The 17,550-nt window shown below is 41.2% G+C and carries 13 protein-coding genes and 2 pseudogenes; 4 read left to right on the top strand and 11 right to left on the bottom strand.

Translation table 11 applies throughout. The annotated features are described in order from the left end of the window. Window positions 1–6: 6 nt before the first annotated feature. From HDC33_RS08230 to HDC33_RS08185, 10 genes are all read right to left on the bottom strand, one after another. Entirely contained in the window at window positions 7–1,206 is a 1,200-nt protein-coding gene (locus HDC33_RS08230) for a saccharopine dehydrogenase family protein (RefSeq protein ID WP_179391973.1), read from the bottom strand. 117 nt (window positions 1,207–1,323) lie between these two features. Beyond that, window positions 1,324–2,178 (bottom strand): agmatinase, encoded by an 855-nt coding sequence (speB, locus tag HDC33_RS08225; protein WP_218843180.1) that lies wholly within the window; start codon window positions 2,176–2,178, stop codon window positions 1,324–1,326. Continuing rightward, on the bottom strand, window positions 2,168–3,019 hold the full coding sequence (gene speE / locus HDC33_RS08220; RefSeq protein ID WP_179391972.1) for a polyamine aminopropyltransferase: 852 nt from the start codon (window positions 3,017–3,019) through the stop codon (window positions 2,168–2,170). The genes speB and speE overlap by 11 nt, the downstream gene beginning before the upstream one ends. Further along, complete coding sequence (locus tag HDC33_RS08215) at window positions 3,016–4,443, bottom strand: aminotransferase class I/II-fold pyridoxal phosphate-dependent enzyme (RefSeq protein WP_255457323.1); 1,428 nt, start codon at window positions 4,441–4,443, stop codon at window positions 3,016–3,018. Before HDC33_RS08215 ends, speE begins: the two co-directional genes overlap by 4 nt. Before the next feature lie 44 nt (window positions 4,444–4,487). After that, window positions 4,488–5,318: an adenosylmethionine decarboxylase gene (gene speD / locus HDC33_RS08210; RefSeq protein WP_255457322.1), complete on the bottom strand. Its 831-nt coding sequence runs from the start codon at window positions 5,316–5,318 to the stop codon at window positions 4,488–4,490. A 650-nt stretch (window positions 5,319–5,968) separates the two neighbouring features. Continuing rightward, on the bottom strand, window positions 5,969–6,691 hold the full coding sequence (locus tag HDC33_RS08205) for an amino acid ABC transporter ATP-binding protein (RefSeq protein ID WP_179391970.1): 723 nt from the start codon (window positions 6,689–6,691) through the stop codon (window positions 5,969–5,971). Beyond that, on the bottom strand, window positions 6,684–7,343 hold the full coding sequence (locus tag HDC33_RS08200; protein ID WP_179391969.1) for an amino acid ABC transporter permease: 660 nt from the start codon (window positions 7,341–7,343) through the stop codon (window positions 6,684–6,686). Before HDC33_RS08200 ends, HDC33_RS08205 begins: the two co-directional genes overlap by 8 nt. A gap of 27 nt (window positions 7,344–7,370) precedes the next feature. Continuing rightward, a complete protein-coding gene (locus HDC33_RS08195) occupies window positions 7,371–8,165 on the bottom strand; it encodes a transporter substrate-binding domain-containing protein (protein ID WP_179391968.1) in 795 nt (264 codons plus the stop codon). Between the two features lie 17 nt (window positions 8,166–8,182). Continuing rightward, a complete protein-coding gene (locus tag HDC33_RS08190) occupies window positions 8,183–9,511 on the bottom strand; it encodes an aspartate aminotransferase family protein (RefSeq protein WP_370457424.1) in 1,329 nt (442 codons plus the stop codon). An 11-nt stretch (window positions 9,512–9,522) separates the two neighbouring features. Next, entirely contained in the window at window positions 9,523–10,887 is a 1,365-nt protein-coding gene (locus HDC33_RS08185; protein WP_179391967.1) for a sigma 54-interacting transcriptional regulator, read from the bottom strand. A 289-nt stretch (window positions 10,888–11,176) separates the two neighbouring features. Between HDC33_RS08185 and HDC33_RS08180 the strand changes: the two genes are divergently transcribed. Beyond that, the gene (locus tag HDC33_RS08180) at window positions 11,177–12,361 is read left to right on the top strand and encodes a M20 metallopeptidase family protein (protein ID WP_179391966.1); all 1,185 of its coding nucleotides are present in this window, start codon (window positions 11,177–11,179) and stop codon (window positions 12,359–12,361) included. A gap of 211 nt (window positions 12,362–12,572) precedes the next feature. On the opposite strand, the gene HDC33_RS08175 is transcribed toward HDC33_RS08180, so the two are convergent. Beyond that, on the bottom strand, window positions 12,573–13,142 hold the full coding sequence (locus HDC33_RS08175) for a biotin transporter BioY (RefSeq protein WP_179391965.1): 570 nt from the start codon (window positions 13,140–13,142) through the stop codon (window positions 12,573–12,575). A 587-nt stretch (window positions 13,143–13,729) separates the two neighbouring features. Here HDC33_RS08175 and HDC33_RS08170 point away from each other — a divergent pair. The 3 genes and pseudogenes from HDC33_RS08170 to HDC33_RS08160 all read left to right on the top strand — a co-directional run bounded on the left by HDC33_RS08170 (window position 13,730) and on the right by HDC33_RS08160 (window position 17,459). Beyond that, a complete protein-coding gene (locus tag HDC33_RS08170) occupies window positions 13,730–15,082 on the top strand; it encodes a M20/M25/M40 family metallo-hydrolase (RefSeq protein WP_179391964.1) in 1,353 nt (450 codons plus the stop codon). Window positions 15,083–15,166: 84 nt separating this feature from the next. Next, window positions 15,167–16,363, top strand: a pseudogene (locus tag HDC33_RS08165) (M14 family zinc carboxypeptidase). A 53-nt stretch (window positions 16,364–16,416) separates the two neighbouring features. Next, a pseudogene (locus tag HDC33_RS08160) lies at window positions 16,417–17,459 on the top strand (M14 family zinc carboxypeptidase). Window positions 17,460–17,550: the final 91 nt, after the last annotated feature.

Below are 17,550 nucleotides of genomic sequence, written 5' to 3'. Positions count from 1 at the left end.
TCCTCCTCAGTCAATCAGTTCAGGATTGAAGCTTTCTTGCCACGGCAGACCGTATTTGTTAAGTGCTTCCATGAATGGATCTGGATTGAATTCTTCGATATTGTGTACGCCAGGATTCTTCCATTTACCAGTCATAACAAGCATTGCACCAATCATAGCTGGAACACCTGTTGTGTATGAAATCGCTTGTGAACCAACTTCTGCATAACATTCTTGATGATCACAAACATTGTAGACGTAATATGTTTTTTCTTTGCCGTCTTTGATACCTTGGAAAATACAGCCGATATTCGTTTTTCCTTTTGTTCTAGGTCCCAGTGAAGCTGGATCCGGTAAAACAGCTTTTAAAAATTGTAGGGGAGCTATTTCTTTTCCATCGAATAGTATTGGTTCAATAGAAGTCATGCCAACGTTTTCAAGCACTTTTAAATGGTTCAAATAGTTCTCTGAGAATGTCATCCAGAAACGAATTTTTTTGATACCTTTAATATTGAGTGCAAGAGATTCCAGTTCCTCATGATGTAACAAATAAACATCTTTTGGTCCGATTTCAGGAAGATTATACACACGTTTAATTGATAAAGGTTCAGTTTCGATGAACTCACCATTTTCAAAGTAGCTTCCTTTTGCTGTTATCTCACGGATGTTAATTTCAGGATTGAAGTTTGTAGCGAACGGATAGCCATGATCACCAGCGTTTGCATCTACAATGTCAATTGTATGGATTTCATCGAAGTGATGTTTTAGTGCATGTGCAGAGAAGACACCTGTAACACCCGGATCAAAGCCGCTTCCTAGCAGGGCAGTGATACCGGCTTTTTCAAAACGTTCCCTGTAGGCCCATTGCCAGCTGTATTCAAACTTAGCTTCGTCCAGAGGCTCGTAGTTTGCTGTATCGACATAGTCAACACCAGTTGCAAGGCATGCATCCATAATCGTTAGATCTTGGTACGGCAACGCTACGTTAATGACGATATCCGGTTGGAACCGATTGATGAGTTCGACCAATTCTTCCACATTATCCGCATCTACTTGAGCCGTTTGAATTTTAGTGCGCTCACCATCCAATTTTTCCTTCAAAGCATCACATTTTGAAACGGTACGACTTGCGATACAAATTTCCTCGAACACGTCAGGAACCTGACAACATTTATGAGCAACTACTCCTGCGACTCCACCAGCACCAATAATTAAAGCTTTTCCCATAATGAACACCCACCTATAATATATTTTTTAATTATATAATAAAAGATTTCCTACTAATTCGCTTCGGCACTGAAGGGCGCCTCCACTAAGTTTATGCACCGAGAATAATACTTCATCTTAGTCAGTTTTAATTGCTAACAACAATTCTCTCAGTACTTTACATGCGACAGCTGTAGAAACACCACTTTGATCATAGATCGGCGAAAGCTCGTTTACGTCACAAGCGATAATGTTAAGGCCACTTACTGTTAATATGGCATTTAGTAATTCCATAAAGCTAACCCCACCGGCCTCAGGTGTACCTGTTCCGGGAAAAACAGAAGGGTCCAATACATCCAGGTCAATTGTTAAATAAACTGGTTTACCTTTAAGCTTTTCTACGACTTCTTCTAAACCGTTAAAGTTGAACTTGTTCGTAAATACATGTTCTTGTCCCCATTGGAATTCACTGCGGTCTCCAGAGCGGATACCAAATTGGAATATTTTATCGTCTCCAAGCAAATCCCATACTCTGTGAATGACAGTGGCATGCGATAGGATTTCACCTAGATAATCCTGACGTAAATCTGCATGAGCATCAAATTGAATCACATGCAAGTCAGGATAATTTTTAGCAACAGCTCTCACTGCTCCAAGAGTGACTAGATGTTCTCCACCAATCATACAGGGGATTTTGCCGTCTCTCAGCAATTGATCCGTAAAATCCTCTATTTGCCCCAATGCTCTTGAGGTATTGCCGAAGCTCAATTCTAAATCGCCGCCGTCAAAGACTGCGATATCCTCTAAGTCTTTATCCTGATAGGGGCTGTACGTTTCAATTCCAAACGATTCACCGCGCATTGCTTTACTGGCAAAGCGTGTACCAGGGCGAAAAGAGGTCGTAGAGTCAAAGGGTGCTCCAAAAATGACAATTTTGGATTCGTCGTACCCATTGTCACAGCCAATAAACGTTTCAACATTTCTATTCAACATCTTTTAATTGCTCCTTTACATAGTTTGGAAGGGCAAATGAACCTACATGAATATCCGTATTGTAATACTTCGTTTTCAAGTTAAGTTCATTCCATGAAGCTGCATCCAAATCTTGAGTAGGGTCGAACTTCTTAGATGCAAAGCCGAAAAGCCAATGGCCGGAAGGGTAAGTCGGCATATGAAATTGATATACTTTGCAAACGGGGAAGAACCCTACAATTTTTTGATGTGCCTTCCTCATGCCGAGTGCATCTTCAGCGTAAAATGGACTTTCATGCTGATTGACTAGAATACCGTCATCTGTCAGCGCTTTGTAACAGTTGCCATAAAATTCTTTTGTAAATAGTCCCTCGCCCGGACCGAATGGATCTGTAGAGTCTACAATAATCAAATCATATTCATTTTCAATTCTACGAACAAATTTCAGCCCATCCTCGAAGTATAGATTAACCCTTGGATCAGCTAACTTTGAAGCGGTCTGCGGCAAATATTCCCTGCAGACATCGACAACCATTTCATCAATTTCAACCATATCAATTTGTTCAATTGTCGCATAAGCAGTCAACTCACGGATTGTTCCGCCATCACCAGCCCCGATGACCAACACTTTTTTTATAGACGGATTGGTTGCTAGTGCCACATGTGTAATCATCTCATGATAAATAAATTCATCCTTTTCGGTCAACATCACGAGTCCGTCAAGTGTAAGAACTCGACCAAACTCCGACGTTTGCAAAATATCGATTTTTTGGAAATCACTTTTACCGGTGAAAAGGTGCTCTTCCACTTTTAATGAAAACCGGACATTCGGCGAATGTTTTTCTGTATACCATAAATTCATTCCATGAGCTCCTTCAACACATTAATATGTTCAATGTTGCTGTCCTCAGTCCCCGTTAAGAAACATCCTTTTACCTTGGAGTAATCAATGAAATCAAGAATCTCTTTAGTAATTCGTTCGCCTGGAGCTAGAATTGGAATGCCTGGCGGGTAGCACATGACGAATTCACTGGAAACATATCCCGCGCTTTCTGAAATAGGCAACTTTTGCTTAGGCGCATAAAAAGCCTCTTGTGGAGTATAAGCTACTTGAGGACTGATGTATTCATGGATATAAATCCGACTTTTATCCTTGGAATAACGGCGTTTGATTTCAGCTAGCGCTGCTACTAAACGTTCCAGATCCAGATGTCTGTCGCCGACTGAGATATAGGCCAAGATATTGCCGATATCGCCAAACTCGATTTGAATATCATACTCATCCCGAAGAATGTCGTAAACTTCAATCCCGGCAAGACCAACTTCACGGGTATCCACGGAAAGCTTTGTTACATCAAAATCGAAAATCGTATCTCCATTCAGTAGTTCTTTTGAATACGCATAGTAACCGCCTATTTTATTGATTTCATTCCTTGTATATTGTGCCATTTCAGCTACTTTTCGAAAAATCTCTTTACCGTTAAGCGCCAAACTTCTTCTTGAAATATCCAAAGAAGAAAGCAGTAAATAGGAACCGCTTGTCGTTTGCGTCAAATTGATAATTTGTCGCGTGTAGCCTTCACTGACCTCATTATTAATCAAGAGAAATGAGCTTTGTGTCAATGAGCCGCCGGATTTATGCATACTAACGGATGCCATATCAGCACCAACTGACATAGCAGAAGCAGGAAGATTATCACCAAAATAAAAATGTGTACCATGTGCTTCATCTACAAGGACGAGCATATTGTATCGGTGTGCAAGGTCCGTTAAAGCCTGCAGATTGGAGCAAATCCCGTAATAAGTTGGATTATTGATGAGAATTGCTTTGGCATCCGTGTTTTCTAGGATGGCTTGTTCCACATCCTTAACAGACATTCCCAAAGGAATTCCAAGTTCACTGTGTACGCCTGGGTTCACGTAGACTGGAACTGCTCCGCTTAAAATAAGTGCATTAATTGCACTGCGATGAACGTTGCGGGGCATTATGATTTTATCCCCGGCTTTGCAAGCAGTCATTATCATAGCCTGTACTGCAGATGTTGTCCCATTGACCATGAAAAAGGCGTGCTTTGCATTAAATGCCTGGGCAGCTAATTCTTCTGCCTCTTTTATAATAGAAACAGGGTGGCAGAGATTATCTAATGGCTTCATGGAATTGACATCCATCGTCAGGCATTGCTCTCCCAAAAATGTAGCTAACTCCGGATTTCCCCTTCCACGTTTATGACCGGGAACATCGAAGGGGACGACGCGCATTGATTTATATTGATTTAAGGCTTCCATAATGGGTGCCCTTTGTTGCAAATGATGTGTCATGTATTCACCCTTCATTCATCCGTATTAGAACCATTGAATATTTCAGTCATCTCTTTGCGTAACATCGTCGTGATTTCCAGCCTTTCACTTAGTGGCAGCTCGGAGACATTTGTATTGAACAAATAGTTCTGCAGGTTTATGTCCTTAATCAGTAATTTTGTATGAAAAATATTGGATTGGTGTACATTTATGTCTTTCCAATCATATTTCAGCAACGTATCGCTGTCGATATAGTCCCGAATGGACTCAATAGAATGATCTATATACAATTTTTTACCCTCAATATTGCGAGTGAAACCACGGACTCGATAATCTGTTGTGATAATATCTGAATCGAAACTTCCAATTAGATAATCAAGTGCGTTCAATGGCGAAATTTTACCGCACGTCGACACATCGATATCCACTCGGAAAGTGGCGATTGAATTATCCGGATGATACTCCGGATAAGTATGCACGGTAACATGACTTTTATCTAAATGGCCAACAATCGTTTCCCGAGTCTTGAAAATATTCAGTTCGCCCTGAGTACATGAGTCATCAATTTGTACAATAGGGAAGGTTTCTTCTGAAATAAGAATGGTTACGCTTGCTCCCTGGGGATCATAATCCTGCTTGCTGACATTCAATACATGCGCACCAATAATTTCCGTGACGTTATAGAGGATTGTTGTCAATCTATCAGAGTTATATTGTTCGTCAATATAAGCTATATATTCACTTTGTTCCCGCTCACTTTTCGCATAGCAAACATCATAGATGTTGAAGCTAAGGGTCTTGGTGAGGTTGTTAAAGCCGTATAGCTTCAGCTTATTTTCCAACCTTAACATCACGCCTTTCATGTGAAAACAAACCTAATTATAGCACGATTTTAATTTAGTCAATATAATTATTTTTACGTGTCATGAAAAAATAGGGCATTAATCAATGTACGACGAATTAGATAGTTAAAGACCAATTTGGAAAAATTGAATGATGCAGATGAGCGAGAAAAAACGGTAGACCCATATTTATTTCCTGAAATATTGTAACCTATTTACCATGTACTCGTATAGTAATTATATAATTTTTTTCATGAATTTTTTGAGGTGAAAAAAGGGGGTAAGTTGACAAACAAACAACCTTATAAAGTCTGTGGTAGTGAGACGTTTGTAAAGGGAAAGCTCGGCAATGGTTATGCCCATGTCACTCTCGTTGATAAACTAATTGACAGCACTCCTTTACTGTTGACGTTTTGTAAGAAGTGAGGAGAGATGAGTTCAATCAAGGTTGAAAAACCCGATAAATTCTGAAGGCTGCTATTTCTGTTAACCTATTTCAAACTGGTTCTCAAACCTCGATAGTTAAGCGGAGATATCCTTCAACTACGCTCCACCTACCACACACTACGAGTAGGCCGACTTCAATTCGTAAACTTATCTGTTGAAGCAAAAAATCCAGCATCCCGACGGTTTCAATCGTCTGGGACGCTGGATTTTGAATTGTATATCTTTTACAGGATTTTCTCCAAAAAGTCTTGTGCTCGCTTACTTTTCGGAGAAGAGAAAAACTCGGCAGGGGCGGCATCTTCGACTAATTGACCATCGTCCAAAAATAACACGCGATCAGCGACTTCTCTGGCAAAGCCCATTTCGTGCGTCACGATAGCCATTGTCATTCCTGTTAACGCTAACGATTTAATGACCTCCAGTACTTCCTTAACCATTTCGGGATCAAGGGCGGAAGTCGGTTCATCAAATAGCATCATTTCAGGGGACATCGCCAAAGCTCGTGCAATGGCTACCCGCTGTTTTTGTCCGCCGGATAAACGAACGGGATGTTCATTTTCCTTTTCGGAAAGTCCCACTTTTTTCAGCAAATCGCGTCCCTTTGTTTCTGCTTCACTTTTGGAAATACCTTTCACCATCATCGGCGCATAGATTATATTTTCAAGAACAGTTTTATGTGGGAAGAGATTAAACTGTTGGAATACCATTCCCACTTGTTCTCTAACTTTCATGATATTCACTTTAGGATTTGTAACTTCATTTTCATTCACCCATATCTGTCCGCCAGAAGGGGTCTCAAGGAGATTAATACAACGAAGAAATGTTGATTTCCCAGAACCTGAAGGTCCGATAATCGCTATAATTTCGCCTTTTTGAATAGTGGTTGAAATACCTTTTAAAACTTCGATATTCTTGAAACTTTTACGGAGGTCCTGGATTTTAATCACTTCTTCTCATCCTCCTTTCAACCGCTTTACCAATCAGTGTTAACACGATTACCATCAGATAATAAATTACACCCGCGAAAATTAAGGATTCGAAATAGCGATAAGTATTGCCGCCCACGATATACGATCTTCTCATAATATCGGTTACACCAATTACTGTAACAATTGCTGATTCCTTCGTTAACGTGATGAATTCATTCATCAAGGCGGGTAGGATATTTTTCAAAGCTTGCGGTAAAACAATGTCTTTCATCATTTTCTTATAAGGGATGCCAAGGGCCATTGAAGCTTCCAGTTGCCCTCGATCTACTGCTAAAATACCGGCTCGGATGATTTCCGAAATATACGCACCCGAATTAAAACCGAATGCCAGAACAGCGGCAGTATAGGCGCTGACTTTAATATCGAATAGTTGCGGTGTACCATAATAAATTAGAAGAAGTTGTAGAATTAACGGCGTTCCGCGGAAAATGGACGTGTAGATGTCCGCAAACCATTTAAATCCTTTAAATCGTCCAATTTTACACAATGCTAGCAAAATCCCGATAGCAAAACCAATGAGAGCTGCAACACCGACAATTTTTAGGGTGACCCCGATTCCTTGCAGTATATAAGGAATCGAGGAAGTAATCTGGGTAAAGTCTAAATTCATGGGTCTACATCCTCTCTCCCGAATGAATTAGTTGCTGAACCATTTTAAGACTAATTTTTCTACTTCGCCTTTGTCTTGTAATTCTTTGAGAACACGGTCAAATTCACCAGTCAATGCGCTGTCTTTTTGAAATGCCATTGATAAACCTAATTTGTGCTCTTCAGGAAGTTCAAAACTGGATAGGTCCTTATTTGACTCGATGTAGCCGTTTGCCACAACATCCGCAACGACGATTGCATCAAGATGTCCAGATTTGATTTCTTGGAAAAGATCAGGAACGCGGTCACGGCTTTCAACTGTGTACCCATATTGTTCTTCAAGTGATTTCGCACCCTTTTCTTGAACAGATGCTGTTTGTGCACCAATTTTTTTACCTTTAAGATCTTCCGCACCATTGATGTTGCTGTTTTTCATCGTGATTACAAGATTTGTAGCTGTGAAATAGGGTGTTGAGAAGTCAATTACTTTTTTACGATCTTCATTGTTACCGTCCATACCCGCAACAACCATATCAATACTTTTTGCTTGTAGTGCAGGAATTAAGCCGTTAAAATCCATGTCCTCGATTTCTAACGTGTAGCCTAGTTCTTTGGCAACCATTTTTGCCAAATCAATATCAAAGCCAATGATCTCATCACTTACTGCTGTGTCAACATATTCGAAAGGGGGGTAATCCGCAGAAGTACCCATCTTAAGTGTCTTCGTTTCTTCCGTATCTGAAGCTCCTGTTTTTCCACTATCCGCTTCATCATTCGTTCCACATGCTGCTAGAATGCTCATAATTAAAACAAGTAGAAGTGCAATCCCTGACCACTTTTTCATTCAAAATCTCTCCATTTCTAATTGGTTTTATTTTCAAAATCTGTTAAAGCTTCCTCTAGTACATTCAATCCCTCATCAATCTGCTCTTTTGTTATTGTTAGTGGGGGAATCATCCGGATAACCTCGCCGGAGTTACCGCATAAGTAGAACAGTACACCTTTTTGGAGACAACCATCTAGTACAGCCATTACTGCTTCACCATCCGGTTCACCTGTTTCAGGATTGCCAAGCTCGATACCGATCATCAAGCCAACCCCTCTGATATCGGTGATGATTGGGTGATTTTCTTTCATTTCAAGCAAGCGTTTTTTTGCGTAGGCACCCATTGCGGTTGCGTTTTCCAATAGCTTTTCTTCTTTCATCACTTCAAGTGAAGCGAGAGCAGCGGAGCAAGCAATAGGGTTACCACCAAATGTCGTGCCATGTGAGCCAAGCGGCCATTGGTCCATCAGTTCCTTGGAAGCGACAGTCGCACTTAGCGGAAGTCCTGCCGCAATTCCTTTAGCAATCGCCATGATGTCCGGTTTGACATCGAATGTCTGTGCAGCGAACCAATTACCTGTGCGTCCGAATCCGGTTTGGACTTCATCGAAAATAAGAAGAATACCGTGTCGGTCACAAATTTCACGAACTTTTTTAAGCCATGCTTTTGGAGGGATGATGTAGCCGCCTTCGCCAAGAACCGGTTCAATGATCATACAGGCGACTTCTTCCGGATGAACTTGATGGTTGAATAGTTTTTTCACATCTTGCTCCAGTTTTTCGGGGAAAAAGTCTTCTGGATCCGCACCTTCAGGCAGATATTCAGGTAAAGCAAAGGGCAGCTGATAAGAAAGCCATGTCGGCTGCAAATGTTTCCGGTATTTACTCTTCGATGTCGTGACACTTAATGCACCCATTGAACGTCCGTGGAAGCATCCAGTGAACGACACGATATAAGGACGTCTTGACGTATATTTTGCAAGTTTCAATGCGCCTTCAATTGCTTCCGTTCCGCTGTTTGCAAAAAAGAAATTGTCTAGCCCATCCGGCAAAATAGATTGAAGTTGCGCAGCAAGTTTTAAGATTGATTCATAGATAATGACTCCTGAAGGTCCATGTATCAGGTGGTCGGCACTATCCTTTATCGCTTGAACAACTTTGGGATGACGATGCCCGACATTCTCGACTGCAATACCAGACGTGAAATCTAAATACCTTTTACCATCAGCACCATAGTAATAACAGCCTTCCGCCTTTACAACAGGTAAGTTCGGATGGTCTTTTGCCATACTTGGCGCAAGAAAATTACCGATATTATCGACCATGTGTAGCCAATCCTGTATTTCATTTACATTTTGCGACACGGTACAACCTCCTACTCAAATTCTATATATTTTTTTAACTTGCGAACGACAGAAGGCTGGCTAATTCCAAGGAACTTTGCAATTTCGGTCGTTGTCCGATATCGCTCTTGCGCGTCTCTCAACACTTTCATTTCTACATCTTCCAAAATACTTGGAAGCGTACGGCCTTCAAGATGAATGACAGATAGATCATCCGTGGCTTCTTTGCGATATTCAGGTGGTAAGTCCTTGGCCGTAATAACGTTTGACGTACTTTGAACAACAAGGCGTTCCATTACGTTCTTCAGCTCGCTATGATTACCGTCCCAGTCCAAATTCAGTAACTGATTGAATAAATCATCTGTTAATTTTTTCTCGCATTTATAGATAGTTGTAAACTGATGTAAATAGGTTGATAGTAATGCACTCAAATCTTCTTTCCGCTCACGCAGAGGCTTTAATTGGATGGGAATAATATGAAGCAAATAATATAAATCCCGGTGAAACTTTTTATTAGAAACAGCTTCAGATAGCCCGACTTCCGAGGAGCTGATCAGTCGTACATCAAGTGCACGTTCTGAATCCGAATGAATAGGTGTGTATTTACATGCTTTCAATATCTTTATCAACTTTACTTGCAGATGGAGAGCCAACTTATCAATTCCTTTTAAATAAAGGGTGCCTCCGCGTGATAACGTCAATAGGCCAGTTTCTCTATCCTCGAACAACCCACCCACCAGTTCACGTTCAAACATTGCTTCAGGTATTGTTTCGCAATCGATTTCAATGAATGGCCCTTCTTTACGGGAGCTTTCATTGTGGATGAACTTTGCCATTGTCGACTTTCCTGTTCCTATTTCTCCATAGATGACAACAGAAACGTCAAGAGTAGCCGCGTTGCGGGCAGATTCATAAGCAATACGCGTTGATCTGTTTTCAATCACCAATCCATCGATCGCAAGATTTTCTTTTCGAAGCAGTGCTAGCTCTTCTTTCGCTAACGACATTTCATTTTCGAGCCCCTTCATGTATTCCTGGATAACAAGAAGTTCAGATACTTCGTATGAATAGCTCAAAACGAATTCTACTTCGCCTGACTCGTTAAAAAAAGGCATTCCCGTAATAAGCGCTTTCTGTCCGGATGGAGTCGTTTGTATGACGACTACTTTCTTTTTCTGTTGAAGTACAATGGGGGTAATGGCAGGAGAAAAAATCCCTTTTTTCTCCAGGTCGTAAACCGATTTGCCAAGTAAATCCTCTGCATGGATACCATAATGCCTCCCACTAATCTTTGAAGCTTTTACGATAAAACCTGAGTGATTGGTAACAATGATATCCTCATCGAAAGAATCGATAATTTCTTCTTTGGAATTTGGATGTAAGAAAAAACCTGTCATACGACCACCTTCCCTAAATGTGCCTGTATTCATAATTGAATAAGTATTTACTTGTAAATAAAATATACAACACTATCGGAATATTGACAATATAAAAATTGTTCATTTCATAAACCGCGTAATACTACTATTCACGATGTCGAAAATTATAAAATGCACTTTTAAGTATAATCATGCAATGCGGAGCCAAAACGCAGGGAAATTACCCGTCTTTGCTATAAATGAATACATACAGAACAGGAAAATGGAATATTATGCAGAAGTGAATTGATAGAAAGGGGACTATTTAATGTTGAAAGATACGCTATTTAATGAAGTAGAGGAATGCTTGGAAGAAATGATTCATGTGCGTCGTCATTTGCATATGCAACCGGAATTATCGCATCAGGAGGTTGAAACTCCTGCATTTATCACGAATTATTTGAAGGGAATAGGAATAGAAGTAAGGGAAAAGGTCGGAGGGAGAGGTGTCGTTGGTATAATCCGCGGAGAAAAACCAGGGAATACAATCGCTTTCCGTGCAGATTTTGATGCACTGCCTATCCAAGATGCGAAAGATGCTCCTTATCTATCAACCGTTCCAGGTGTCATGCACGCTTGCGGACATGATGGTCATACAGCAGCATTACTCGGTTTTGCAAGAGCGATGAATTCAGTGAAGGACCAACTGGAAGGAAACATAGTTCTCATCCATCAGTTCGGAGAAGAACTACCGCCGGGAGGGTCAAGAGCGATGATTGCAGATGGTTGTTTGGAGGGCGTCGATGTGATTTATGGTGCTCATCTTCAGTCAAATATGGATTCAGGACACGTTTATGTACGTGATGGTTATTTACAGGCTAGCGAAGATACAATCAAAATTACCGTGAACGGCTCAGGGGCACATGGAGCAGAACCACAAAAAGGGGCAGACCCGATATTAGCGGCGAGTCATATTATGGTGGCACTGCAATCTATTGTGAGCCGCAACACGGATCCATTGAAAGAACTCGTTATTTCAATTGGAAAGTTTCATGCTGGCGATGCGGATAATGTCATTCCGAAAAAAGCAGTTATGGAGGGGACGATCCGTGTCTTTGATGAAGACCTACGTATACTTGCGAGTCAACGTCTTACAAAACTTGCACAATCGGTTGGCTTGGGTCTCGGGTGTGATGTAGACGTGGAAATTGAAAAGGGCTATGATGCGTTATGGAATCATCCAGCACAAATGGATATCGTTCGCGAGGCTGCATCGGATGCATTTGGAACAGATGCCGTTGTGGAAACGCAACCAATAATGCCTGTCGAAGACTTTTCCTACTATCTGCAAAAAGTCCCAGGCGCCTATTTCTTTGTCGGAGCGAAAATGGAAGATGAAGAAAAAGTGGTGCCGCATCATCATGAAAGATTCGATTTTCATGAACCCGCTATGGAAATGATCGCAAAGACTTTCGTGGGGATTGTTATGAAGTATCAAAAACAAATTGGATAAGATTGTTGAAATACGAAAAGTCAGCCATTTATAATCACTGGCTGACTTTTTGTATAAATTCAACGGAAATCGCGAAAAACTTGTATCAGAAAAATTGTTCAAAGTTAATAATAATAACCCCAATCGGCGAAAATACTCGGAGATTAATCAGCCCTATAATCACCAAAGAAGAAACTGTTTTCGGGCGAGAGTGTGTAGAATGCGGCTCTTGTTATTTTACCTGGGCACTCCATGCAGTTAAAAGTATTGTTGATTTCAACCGATTTCGAACGGTAATACCTGCCCATGCCGCAAGTGTAGCTTTAATGAGTCCGACTAGGATAAATGGTGCAAAACCACCTGCAAATGCTGCAGTCCATGTAAGATTTGCGAAGAACTTTAACCAGGCTGTACCGAACGATAACGCCACAAACATCCCGATAACGTTTGCAATGATTGCATTTTTAAGCGTAAACCCTGCTTTTTCAAGAAAATAGCCGATGGTAAATGCAGTGGGAAGGAATCCGAATAAAAAACCGCCAGTAGGGCCGAATAAGCTTCCCAGTCCGCCAGACATCTGTGCAAAGACTGGTATACCAATTGCGCCCATGAATAGATACAGCAAGACAGATAATATTCCATATCTTGCTCCTAGGATTGTCGCTGCAAGTCCGATTGCAAGTGTCTGTCCCGTAATTGGTACAAGTGGCAATGGAATTGTGACTTGTGCGAAAACACCGATGATAGCTGCAAATAGCGCTGATATAATCATCATTCTTAATTTATAACTAGATTCTGTCATTCTTGTAGATGCTCCTCCCTTAGTTAACTATAAAAATATAAAAGTTTACTCATTTAGTATATAATTACTATTTAGAATATGTCAACATAAGAATACTTCTTTTAATATGTGAGTCAACTATGTATTATTTCGTTGATAATTCAAGTAGAATTACATAATTTTTGTACGCAAAACGGGACCCAACTTGAAGCGTGAGGACAGTTTAAAATTGAATAACAATTAAAGAGATTTGACATGTAGTTGTTTGTCGTTTCATCTAATCCTAAATTTAAAGCTTATACACAATTCATATATCTGAAACGTGGCAGTCAGACTTTAGTCGGGGCATCACCTATCGCAGAAGTGGATTTGAAGGAATTCTTGATATCAACTTATAGTTCTATTTATTCATTAGTGAAGAAAGAAGAAAAGTGACTAAAAGTAGTTCAAAGTACATGCGCTGATGTGTAAACCTTATGAACTCTTCTTTCGTTAAAAGGTATGCGGTTATAACTGTTTTCGTTTTTCGGGAAGGGATTGGTAAGTGGCAACTGGAATAATTAGTCTTGTGAGTAGATTAAATTTTCAGGTAATAGGAGTATGGATGAATGAAGATGAAAAAGAAGTTTAGGATAGTCATGCTATCTAGCCTACTTGTTACATCGAGCTTTTATGTATTGCCTGGACGAGTATTCGAGCCGGGGATTGCCGTTGCAACAGCGGAAAATAGGCAAAGCAAGGCCGCTTTCGATCAAAAGGTAATTGCTCGAATTAGTACTGAAAAAATGTATAAAGACGCGTATTTTTTAAGTGAAACGATTGGTCCACGTGTGACGGGAACCGAGGAAGAAAAATACACAGCGAAATTTATTAAGGAACGTCTTCTATCTTATGGATATGAAGTTGAGGTTCAGGAATTCGGTATTCCGGACAAAACGATTGGACATTTACGAACTGCTAATGGTGATGAAGTGCTGGTTACCATTCCGGCAGGTTCAGCCGCTACAGCTGATGAGGGATTGGCAGCTCGGCTTTATGATGCGGGATTGGGCTATCCCACTGATTTCAATACGGAATCCGCTGGGAAAATCGCGTTAATTTTAAGGGGTGAATTAACATTCCAGCAGAAAGTTGAGAATGCCTATGCAGCTGGTGCAGTTGCTGTGCTAATTTACAACAATATTGATCAGGCTAGCCCTTTGAATCCATCAATTGGAGAAAATGCGCCAATTCCAGTAGGTGGAATCACGAAATTAAGCGGTGAAGCTTTACGGGAAGAGGTGTTGTTGAAAACTGAGACAGTCACACTAAATGTGAAGCATATAGGGAATATGACTTCGCAAAACATTATTGCAAAGCGTTCTCCGAAAAAGAGTGGTAAACATGATATTTTACATGTATCCGCACATTACGATAGTGTTCCTTTCGCGCCGGGTGCTAGCGACAATGCTTCAGGGACGGCAGTAGCATTGGAAATCGCGCGTGTATTAAAAAGTTATCCAATCGAAAAGGAATTGAGATTTGCATTTGTAGGTGCTGAAGAAATCGGATTGGTCGGTTCCCGTTATTATGTCAGCCAACTGACCGCTGATGAAATCGGTCGAAGCATTGGAAATTTTAACATGGATATGGTTGGAACTTCGTGGGAAAATGCTACAGCGATTTATATGAACACGGTTGATGGCAAGTCGAATCTAGTTTCACAGACAGCTGCTGAGACAGCGGCAAGAATCGCCACACCATCAAAGTTAGTTCTTTATCAAAGAGGTTCATCCGATCATGTTTCATTCCATGATGTAGGAATTGCAGCAGTGAACTTCATTCGTCGTGAACCAGGCACAGCCAACTTGGAGCCTTACTATCATAGCCCGCAAGACACCATTGAACATGTCAGTAGGGAAAGGCTTAAAGAAGCCGGAAATCTTGTCGGTTCTTCTGTTTATAATTTGATCGGGAAATGAGTGGGAATTGATAGTAAGGATCCACATGTTTACCATAACGAAAGTAATTGATTTGACTAAAAGAAATAGGGGAGTGTTCGATTTATGAAGAAGAAATTCACAAGCGCGGTTGGCATTTTGACGCTGTGCGCAAGTCTCGCTTTGCCTGCACATGCGGCGGAAAAACCGGACAATCAAGAATGGCATCATGAAAATTCAGTCTCGGGATTCACGGATTATGGTGAGATGCAAAGAATGCTTCAGCAAATTAAGAAATTGAGCAATGGGAATGTCGTAGTGGAAGTCGTCGGTCAATCCAATAGGGGTCGGGATATTTACAAAGCGACCGTTGGAACAGGCAAGAAAGTTATCTTGATTGAGAGTGAAATTCACGGAAATGAAAAGACTGGAACTGAAGCAATCCTTAATTTGCTTAGGTAAATCGGGTCCAATAATTCACCTGAATCAAAGAAAATCTGTGATGAAGTAACGCTTGTCTTCTTGCCGAAGATGAACCCCGATGCGTCAGAAATGGACAAAAGACGGAATGATATGACTTGGGATGAAATGCTTGTCAACTTCCCGCAGTTAAGTGATGCAGCTCCGGCTTGGAACTATGTGAACCGCGGCATCAGCCAAATGTACGACTATAGTAAAAATCCGGGCTTTGACGTGAACCGTGACTTCAATCCTGATCTGAATTATGTCCCCAAAGCAAAAGACTTTCCAGGAAACTCAAGTTCACCGGGGTGGTTCATCACACCTGAGGCACAAACCGTCCGCGATGTATATAAATCATTACAAGAGGAGTATGGAAAAGTAGATGTCTTTGTCGACCTTCATCATCAAGGAATGTATTACGTCGAAGGCACTGCCGACGAAGTAACATTATCCTTGTCTGCACAATTTGTTCCGGACCCGAATACTGCGGCGGGTACAAAATATGCGAAGTATAAAGATGCATACAACTATGATTACTCAAGACAATTGAACCTTGCTGCCTATAATGAATTACAGTCATACGGCAATTCACCGTTCAAGAATATTACGCTATATTCGCAGGGGCTCGACCTTCCTGGGACGGCATTGGGCACATTCGCTCTGAACGGCAGCGGCACAGTACTCTTTGAAGTAGCTGGGCAGACGCAGACGATGGGGCAGAAGAAAAAAGGGCAGCTCGTAAAAGCCGTTGAAAGGGGTCTTACCGGTATTATTCAGGCAGTTGCAGATGGCACAGTCGAAAATTTGAACCCTCAAGCTTACGAGAAAATCCCATTGACGTCCAACAGACCTGCGAATTGAACTGAAAAGTTATTACCATAAACAATATGACGTTATGAAAGGGAGATAATAGAATGAAAAAATCGATACTCGCATTGTCACTTGCCGGGGCAATGGTACTTAGCGCATCACCGTTCGCATCGCCTGTTGCAGAAGCTGTTGGAAACGGTCCCAACTATGGAGGTAATGAAACAATAAATACATTTATTCTACACACGTATGACGAAATGGTGGAAAATCTAAAGAAGCAGGAAGCAAAACAAAAAGACATGGAACTTGAAATAATCGGTCAAACCGTAAAGGACGGGATTTATATCTTGTTAAGTACATGAAGAATCCTGAAAATCCAACGATTCTTTTTCTTACACAGCAACACGGAAACGAGCAGCTGACGACAGAAGGGACGCTTGAGTTCATCAAACATCTCGGTACAGGCAAAATGAAAGGTGTCATTGACGGAGTGAATATCTTGATTGTTCCAATGCTCAATGCTGATGGCGCAATGGGAGATGTCGACTTTTCCCTAGATGATTACATCGCTAGCGGAGGACGCAATTTAACTCGTTACAATGCGCTGGGAGTTGATTTGAACCGGGATCATGTAACGAAAATTCAACCCGAAACGAAAGCGCTTCATGACAAAGTAATGCGTGCTTACGATATTGACTATATGATTGATTTGCACCACCAAGGTTCCCAAAGTGAGCGTGATGGAGAGTTAGTGTCGGGCTCCATTCTATACCCGACAACACCGAATGTCAGTCCGGATGTATTGCTGAAATCAAAACAACTTGGTGCGGTTGTGTTTGATGCAGTCGATTCAACGGGCTGGGGCCATCTCGGCAAATATAATGGAGGTTCAGCAGAAACGATTAGCCGCAATGGAATTGCAGTGGAATATGGTATTTCCACACTTCTGTTTGAGATGCGCGGCATGTCGGATCACTATGCTGAGTCTGCTATCCTTGGACAGAAAAGTAACGGATACTTGATTAAGCAGACAATCACGACACTTGATGCAACGGTCCGTGCGATAGCAGATCGTTCTATCGAAAACAAGGAAATTAGTTTCTGGGATACACTGGCTACACAACAGACACGTCCTTCTGAAGAGTAAACAGGAATGGAGTCTATATTTCTATCAATTATGGCATTGCGTTGTATATGAAAATATCCCCCACCTCGTCGTTATAACATGGTGGGGGATA

The sequence above is a fragment of the Sporosarcina sp. JAI121 genome (assembly GCF_013408665.1).
Classification (GTDB): domain Bacteria; phylum Bacillota; class Bacilli; order Bacillales_A; family Planococcaceae; genus Sporosarcina.
Note: the sequence above shows the minus strand (reverse complement) of the source record. Positions and strands in the feature narration are given on the sequence as shown.

Bases quoted from the DNA above. Each gene is read 5' to 3' on its own strand.
- HDC33_RS08230 (WP_179391973.1), bottom strand. From the start codon at position 1,206: ATGGGAAAAGCTTTAATTATTGGTGCTGGTGGAGTCGCAGGAGTAGTT.
- speB (WP_218843180.1), bottom strand. From the start codon at position 2,178: ATGTTGAATAGAAATGTTGAAACGTTTATTGGCTGTGACAATGGGTAC.
- speE (WP_179391972.1), bottom strand. From the start codon at position 3,019: ATGAATTTATGGTATACAGAAAAACATTCGCCGAATGTCCGGTTTTCA.
- HDC33_RS08215 (WP_255457323.1), bottom strand. From the start codon at position 4,443: ATGGAAGCCTTAAATCAATATAAATCAATGCGCGTCGTCCCCTTCGAT.
- speD (WP_255457322.1), bottom strand. From the start codon at position 5,318: ATGAAAGGCGTGATGTTAAGGTTGGAAAATAAGCTGAAGCTATACGGC.
- HDC33_RS08200 (WP_179391969.1), bottom strand. From the start codon at position 7,343: ATGAATTTAGACTTTACCCAGATTACTTCCTCGATTCCTTATATACTG.
- HDC33_RS08195 (WP_179391968.1), bottom strand. From the start codon at position 8,165: ATGAAAAAGTGGTCAGGGATTGCACTTCTACTTGTTTTAATTATGAGC.
- HDC33_RS08185 (WP_179391967.1), bottom strand. From the start codon at position 10,887: ATGACAGGTTTTTTCTTACATCCAAATTCCAAAGAAGAAATTATCGAT.
- HDC33_RS08180 (WP_179391966.1), top strand. From the start codon at position 11,177: ATGTTGAAAGATACGCTATTTAATGAAGTAGAGGAATGCTTGGAAGAA.
- HDC33_RS08175 (WP_179391965.1), bottom strand. From the start codon at position 13,142: ATGACAGAATCTAGTTATAAATTAAGAATGATGATTATATCAGCGCTA.
- HDC33_RS08170 (WP_179391964.1), top strand. From the start codon at position 13,730: ATGAAGATGAAAAAGAAGTTTAGGATAGTCATGCTATCTAGCCTACTT.